Raw genomic sequence first — 7,437 nt, 5'->3', positions numbered from 1 at the left:
CTCTCTAAACTCACTACGCTTATTAGATCAAAGGGCTAGATCTGTGTCCAGCCCTTTTTCAACAGTCTGCGGAGCATTTGCTCCGTTTTTTATTTCTTAAATATACGTAAATACGGTTTAGCGAGTTACTTTAAGCGTTGTCTTTCAAGTGGTTAATCACGACTTCATGGTGATCTTTGGTTTTAAACTTATTGAACACGTGCTTGATGCTACCATCTTGACCGACTAAGAAAGATAGGCGATGAATACCGTCATACTCTTTACCCATAAATTTCTTTAAGCCCCACACACCAAACTCATCGGCTACTGCGTGGTCTTCATCCGAAAGTAAGTCAAAGTTAAGCTCTTTTTTGTTTTCAAAGTTCTTTAACTTTTTCACAGGATCTGGACTAATGCCAACGGCTACGGTGTTTAATTCAGCCAGTTCAACTTTGTGGTCGCGTAGATTTTCGGCTTGAACCGTACAACCCGGGGTCAATGCCTTAGGATAAAAATAGACTAAGACTTGATGAGACTTTAATAAAGTAGCAAGTTCAACGGTCTTGTCGTTTTGGTTTTGTAGTGAAAATAGTGGCGCTTGATCACCAATTTTTAAAGTATTCATAGTAAATCCTTAGCGAATGCGTCTAAATATATAGTCTACGTTTAAGGAGTGAGAAAGATCTTCGAACTGAACTTTAAAGTTATCAATATCCACATCCACTGGAATATTGAACTCAAGCTCGCAGCGCATATGTAGCTCGTCTTCTTGCTCAAAGGTATCTGACTTCAGTGAACAAATATTCACTCCTTGTGCTGCAAAATAGCGCGTTACTTTGCTTAATGTACCGGGAGTATCTAGTCCTTCATATTCCAAAGTATAACCTGCACTGTATTCGCCTTGCTGATGGCTCGACGTGCGTTTCATCATGGTTAAGAGACCGAGCTCCATCCCTTTGGCTGGTAAGGTGTGCTCGACACGACTAATAGACGCCATGTCACCGGCAAGTAGCATGATAAAGGTAAATTCATTGCCCAATATCGCAATTCGACTGTCAATAATATTACAGTTGCAGTCACTTACAAGCTGTGTCAATTCGCCAACAATACCAGATCTGTCTTCTCCAATGGCGGTTAAGACAAGTTGATGGTTTGCATGCATGGTCATTTTGGAACCTCTGATTTCACGTAATGCGCTCAAGGTTAATAGTTAACGCGAAATACTACCATATCTGAGTTTTAGCGCTAGCGCGTTGTAATAAAAAATAGAATTGTGCTTGCTGGACATGGTTGCTTGTTTTTCTAATGTATGACAAGTAACATAAGGCAAAATTTTGGCTATGAGATACGTATTCCCGATATAGTACGTGGAATATTTGATAGCATAGCGTTATTAATTCAGAGATTGTCAATTTTTGGCAACTTTGTGTGAACCAATTCGGCAATCCTAAATCATAACTTTGATTCGAATAATAATAGGGTTTGCTAAGGAGTAAATGAGTGCAGTATTGGATCCCAAAATCACTGGTTCTTGGAATTGCCGTGAGTCTAAGCGGCTGTAGTATTTTCACAAAAGATGCACATCATGAAAGAAATTATCGTGCAAATGCACCGGTGAAAGCCCCAGAGGGCTTAACTCAGCCTTATCGAGACCCAGAATTTGCAATGCCAGTCGGCCAATATGAAAATACAGCTGAACCGGTAAGTTACCGTGCACCGCAACAGGTATTAACGGTTGCGCAAGGCAGTTGGGTAGAGCAGGGCGAAGAAGCTGCAAGGATCTTTTTTGATAAGAATGACGGGATAGAAGATTTACCAGCATTTATTTGGCGTGCTGTGGATAGCGTTGTGGCGATGCATAATGCCGGACTTGAAAGCGATAGCAAGGCGCAAGGCTCGGTGACCACAACTTGGTATTCGCTGATCAAGCCAAAAGACGGTTGGTTTTGGGAAGACGCGGCAGAGCCATCTAAGCAAAAGTTTAAGTTTACTGTTGAGCAAAAAGAACATCAGCGTACGGCGTCAATTCGAGCGGAATTAGTAGATTATCAAGGCGATGGTGAGTTAACTGCGCTTCGGAAAAGCCACCTCGAAGTACGGGCACTGAACGAAGTCGTTTCAGAATTTGACTATCAATATCGCCTACTGCAAGTTGAAATGCGTAAGCGCCAAGGTGTTCTAGCACTTGAACTTGGGTTTGACAATAATGGTGATTCGGCGCTACTGACTGAAAAAGGTCAAGAAGCGGTGCTTGATCGTTTCTCAAACTTCCTAGAAAGAAGTAACTTTACGGTTGTCCGTGTTGATAGAGAAAAGCAGGAAGTTTTGGTTCGTTACGAAGCGCCTGAAAGCAGCGTTTGGGACTCTATCTGGGGTGAAGAAGCGATTGTGTTGCCAATTGACAATGGTGATTACACGATAAAGATCGCTCAAGCACAGGATACGCGTACTTCAATTACCTGGAAGGATAGCGAGGGGAATGTACTTGATGCAAACACTATGAATAACCTGCATCAAGCCTTGATTACTTTGCTTAGGCAAAAAGGTCTAACAATCTAATAAATATAATAATTTAAAAACGAAAAGAGCTTCGGCTCTTTTCTTTGTTTTTGTGGAAGTAAAAAATGACAGAGAGCACTATGACACCACGCTCCACCCTACAAACGTGGTTTGCGTTTATCGTACCGTCATTGATTGGTATCTTTTTATTTATGACGCCAGTGGCGGTAGGGGAAGCAATGACTATCCCCATTGCTGTTATGGCTAAATGGTTACAAGCGCAAGTCGCTCCTTTTATTAAAGATATGATTGTCGCAATTGTATGTATTACCGGGATCATGAGTTTGGTGATGAAGCTTCTAAGACCCCAAGCGCTATTAAAAATAACCATAATAAAGCACCTATTTGACGTTAGCTGGGTTTGGTTGATAACCCGACTAGTTGGCATGGTGTTTATTGTGCTTACCTTCAATGGTGTTGGTCCAGAAGCGATCCATTCGGAAAGCACAGGAGCATTAGTGCTAAATGACTTGTTACCTGTACTCTTTTCTGTCTTTATTCTTGCAGGTTTGTTACTGCCGTTACTACTTAACTTTGGTTTACTTGAGATGGTTGGTACACTCTTGACCAAAGTGATGCGCCCGCTATTCGGTGTACCAGGTCGTAGCGCGGTAAACTGTGTTGCTTCTTGGCTTGGCGACGGCAGCGTAGGCATCTTGATGACTGCTCGCCAATATGAGGATAAGCACTATACTCAACGAGAAGCGGCTATTATTGGCACCACATTCTCTGCGGTTTCCATTACTTTCTGTTTAGTTGTTATTGGTCAAGTTAAACTCGAACACCTGTTTGCTCCTTTCTATCTCACCGTATGTGCAGCTGGCTTTGTTGCAGCAATCATAGTGCCGCGCTTACCACCGCTAAGATTCAAAAAGGATATCTATGTAGATGGTAGCGACCACAACCAGGATTCAGAAGCGGTGCCAGAAGGAAAAGGCCTTTTAGGTCATTCTTTGGATATTGCACTTGCTAAAGCAAGAACAGCACCAGGGCTTAAAGGAACATTAGAAGAAGGTCTGCATAATGCGTTAGATATGGTATTTGCTGTACTTCCCGTAGTGATGGCTGTTGGTACTTTTGCCTTGATCATCGCAGAATACACCCCTGTATTTCAATATTTAGGTACACCTTNGAGCTACTCAATGTGGCAGAAGCCGAAAAAGCAGCACAGACGATAGTGGTAGGCTTTGCTGATATGTTTATTCCGTCAATCCTTGCCGCAGGTTCTATTGAAAGTGACACCACCAGATTTATCGTTGCCGCCATGAGCGTAACTCAGCTTATTTATATGTCAGAAGTTGGCGCGCTGTTGCTTGGTAGCAAAATCCCAGTGAACTTGTGGGAGCTATTCCTTATCTTTATTTTAAGAACGCTGGTTACCTTACCTGTTATCGTCTTTATGGCGAAATGGTTAGTCGGCTAAACAGAACATTCGATAACAGAGTTCAGTGATAACCCACAATATTAACCCGCTTCAATATTGTGGGTTAATTGGCTAACTCCATGCTGAATATTGACGTTTTGATGCTTAGACTAGCCGAACCAAATCAGTCCAGACTGAGCATTATCTTTATCGATAGTGCTAATCTGGCAAAGCGCTTCATACCGCGAATAACAGATATAAAGTCCAAGTATAAAAAGTCACTGTCGGGCTAGGACTTTACGGCAGCTTTGGCCTACATCTGGAAATACTACGTTAAGTTCGTCATCTTGCTTTCCTTTTAAGCGGTTAAGACCTAAGTGACCACTCTGCTTCATGTGCCCGATGACTAACTCTATTGCATTACATCACTAGAGCTTCTTCTTAAGATTCGGTGCCACTTCATACTTCTGCCTAGGAATGTACACATCATAATATGCCCCTCAATAAGCCCTATCTACAAAACAGCTGTAGGGTCGCTTATCAGGGATATTTTCTATTATTGGGTGAGCACTGCATGGCTACTGTGTTTTTGTCAGACAGTTTGTGGATTAAGGTATTCAAGACCCGCGAGTAGGCGGATAGGCTTTGTGCCAGCACCTTTATCACCTTAGTGCTGTTCAAATTCAACCTATATTCGTTGGCAGTCAATGAGTTTGGCCAGTTTCACGAGTTCATGACGCAGTGCAATGATATCAATGAGCTTGATTTTAAAGCGGTGCTTTTATGGTGTTTGCGTGTATGGTTTTGGTTTTAGGATGAACCAGCTAGAAGAAGAGGCAAGAGATATTCAAAATATGGTGGTCACGTTTAGCTAGCCAAATTTGAGGTCAAGCAGAAAGTAGAGTCGTCAGTGTTTTAGGCTTTCAAAGCGCAAAAAAGCCCCATTTTACATGAGGCTTTAGAAAGTCTGTGTTTAACAGTGAAGTTATCTAGATGTGTATAAAGTACCTAACACTTCAATTTTAGCTTCAACTACCTTTCCTGATTGCTTCAGCTCGGCAAGTTTACCAAGTAAATCTTGGTTGCTATTTACACTAACAACAGCAATTCTGCCACCGTCATATGTATTTTCAACCGCAACGTCGAATTCACTTGCTAAATCGCTTGCAGACGCACCGTCTTTCAATAGAAGGTTAATATTGCCAGATACAGGAGCAATTTCACCATTAAAAATATTTTTTACTAAAGAGCCTTTAGTGAACAACTTGCTGACAGAAGTTGACTTAACCAAAGCTTTATTGCCCTTTTTGCTAATAACAGCATTGGGATCTGCAATTGCTGCAGGAACTAATGCATAATCAGACATGATTTTATAAGCGCCAAAGTCAGGTTGTTCAAAACTTGCCACTTTGTTGACCTTCTCCATTTTTGGAGTCAAGTTGTCATTAGCTTCTGCTTGAGCCAAGAATAGTGAACCCGTAATTAGTGCTGCGATTTTTAACTTGTTCATAATATACACTCCTATTACTCAGCAGACTGATGACCAAAGATACGTACAGCTGCACCCATCAATTTTGATGGTGTAGAGTTGTTTACGTAACCATTATAGACAATATCGCCTACGCTAGCTGTTGCAAACGATTTGTCAGAAACATCTAGCACGCGAATTGTCCATTCCCCTTTGGCTGATTCGCCATAGAAGCTATTTGATAAAAATACCCCATTTTTCAGGATATAACCGTTCTGGAAGCCGGCTCCACTAAGATCATATGCAGGACGTATCAACGCTTGTCGAGATGACAGTAAAACACTTCTAGTTCCACTTGGAGAGATAACTTCAATCGCTAAATCGGATCCAGCAGTAGACTGAAGGACATCTTCACCACTTTCTATTCCCATACCGAATTCATCGTTGAATACGTCTAGTTTAAACTGAGCTGCTTCAACTTTGATATCATCTTCAATAATGACTTTGTATGTCGCGCCAACCAAGCTATTATCAGGGATCGGCATTTCAAGTGATTCTTCTGCTACAACTGAGCCTGCGCCGGTCCAATTAGTGATTACTTCTTCACCTAAATCGTTCGAGTAAGACTTAGCCATTTTCACAGCTTCGCCAGCATCGACACGTCCAAATCCGTAAAGGTTATTATGGCTATAACCAGCCGCATTCTCAACCCAGCCATCATGTGCAACGAATTCGTTATCACCGACCGGTACAGTTACAGAAGCATTTTCAGCATCATTCTTGGTGCTAGTTGATGCAATGATATGACGCACATCTCTCCAAGTCAGCTCACTGTTCGCTGATAGGATCAGAGAGATCACGCCTGAAGCGTTTGGTGCTGCAGAAGAAGTTCCATTCATGGTTGAACGATAATTACAGTTAGGGTTTTCTGGGTGGCCAGGGTAATCGAATGGGTATTGGCTTGCAGCAAACTCTTCGCCATAAGCGCCAGTCCAACCAGCTATCGTGCGACCAGTGTAGCCTGAGCTACCGCTCAAACATGTCATCGGGTCGGTTGTAACCATTGCTGGAGCCCAACGGCCATATTCACCGGCTGGGGCTGCAGCTAATAGGTTAGAACCAGCGCTTGAATAGCTTGTGTGTTTACCATTTGAGTTAACAGCGCCAATAGAAAAGTAGTATGGATGGCCTTGGCTGCTTTCACTGTTGCTATTGTAACAAGTTAACCCAAGGTCATTTGCACCATTATCTTCACAGAATGACCCTTCTAAGTCTTCGCTAACGAAACTATTACCGCTTGATTTTACGTTAGTCGCTCCTTTACCTGAGCGAAGCTTTCTGTTTGGATAAGACTCAATGGCTTCGTCGAGTTCAGAATAGCTAAATTGAACTGGGTAAGTAAGGCCATAACTGCGGTTAAACACAGAAATAGACTCGCTTGCTGTGATACCTGAGCCAGGAAAACCATGAACTAATAGTTCTTGCTTCGGTGTTTTTTCGCCGCTTGCCAATAAATTCATTCCAATGAGGCCTGTATCAGGTGAAACACCTCGGCCACCTAGGCCATTCCAGCCTTTTGAGGCGATAAGGCCGGCTACGCTAGTACCATGGTCGCCATTGGTCGCCTTGCTTGTTGGGTCTGTTTTATCCAAAGCGTCGTTTAAAAGGTTTAATGAGCGATTCGGAAGTACATTAGGTGCTAAATCTTCGTGTCTAATTTCAAGTCCCGAGTCTACTACCACCGCAGTAACGCCTTGACCAGTAACACCTTGAGCGAATGCACTTTTCACATTCATATCTTCGCCAGCAACTAAGATGTTTGTTTCCGCTTCTTCGAACTCTTTATCCCAATATTGTTGCGCTTCCTCTTCTGTCATTATTCCACGGCCTACATATAAGTCGACGAGACCTTGTTTCATTTCGTCACTTAGTGCATATGCTTTCTGACCGGTGTTGTCTAAGTGCCATTGTTGNGGCTAGGGGATCTGTAATGGCTGCTGGGATCTCGATGCTGCCGCTAGCAGATTTACTTTTTGCTGTCACTGTGAAGTTAATTGTCGCCGCTTCA

The 7,437-nt window shown here is 42.6% G+C and carries 5 protein-coding genes and 1 pseudogene; 2 read left to right on the top strand and 4 right to left on the bottom strand.

What is annotated here, in order from left to right:
• Positions 1–130 precede the first annotated feature (130 nt).
• Positions 131–604, bottom strand: a complete 474-nt coding sequence (gene bcp, locus CKO50_RS04255) for a thioredoxin-dependent thiol peroxidase (protein WP_095727144.1) — start codon at positions 602–604, stop codon at positions 131–133.
• Between the two features lie 9 nt (positions 605–613).
• Positions 614–1,147: a glycine cleavage system protein R gene (locus CKO50_RS04250; protein WP_010369065.1), complete on the bottom strand. Its 534-nt coding sequence runs from the start codon at positions 1,145–1,147 to the stop codon at positions 614–616.
• Between the two features lie 332 nt (positions 1,148–1,479).
• Between CKO50_RS04250 and bamC the strand changes: the two genes are divergently transcribed.
• A complete protein-coding gene (bamC, locus tag CKO50_RS04245; protein ID WP_095727143.1) occupies positions 1,480–2,538 on the top strand; it encodes an outer membrane protein assembly factor BamC in 1,059 nt (352 codons plus the stop codon).
• Between the two features lie 65 nt (positions 2,539–2,603).
• Positions 2,604–3,961 (top strand): annotated as a pseudogene (locus CKO50_RS04240) (YjiH family protein).
• A 925-nt stretch (positions 3,962–4,886) separates the two neighbouring features.
• Here the strand turns inward: CKO50_RS04240 and CKO50_RS04235 are convergent.
• Together CKO50_RS04235 and CKO50_RS04230 are read right to left on the bottom strand one after the other, a co-directional pair.
• On the bottom strand, positions 4,887–5,411 hold the full coding sequence (locus CKO50_RS04235; RefSeq protein WP_095727142.1) for a hypothetical protein: 525 nt from the start codon (positions 5,409–5,411) through the stop codon (positions 4,887–4,889).
• Positions 5,412–5,425: 14 nt separating this feature from the next.
• Complete coding sequence (locus tag CKO50_RS04230) at positions 5,426–7,288, bottom strand: S8 family serine peptidase (RefSeq protein ID WP_368665259.1); 1,863 nt, start codon at positions 7,286–7,288, stop codon at positions 5,426–5,428.
• Positions 7,289–7,437: the final 149 nt, after the last annotated feature.

The organism is Pseudoalteromonas sp. HM-SA03, from assembly GCF_002289345.1.
Taxonomy (GTDB): Bacteria; Pseudomonadota; Gammaproteobacteria; order Enterobacterales; family Alteromonadaceae; genus Pseudoalteromonas.
This window is presented reverse-complemented; position numbering and strand designations above follow the sequence as displayed.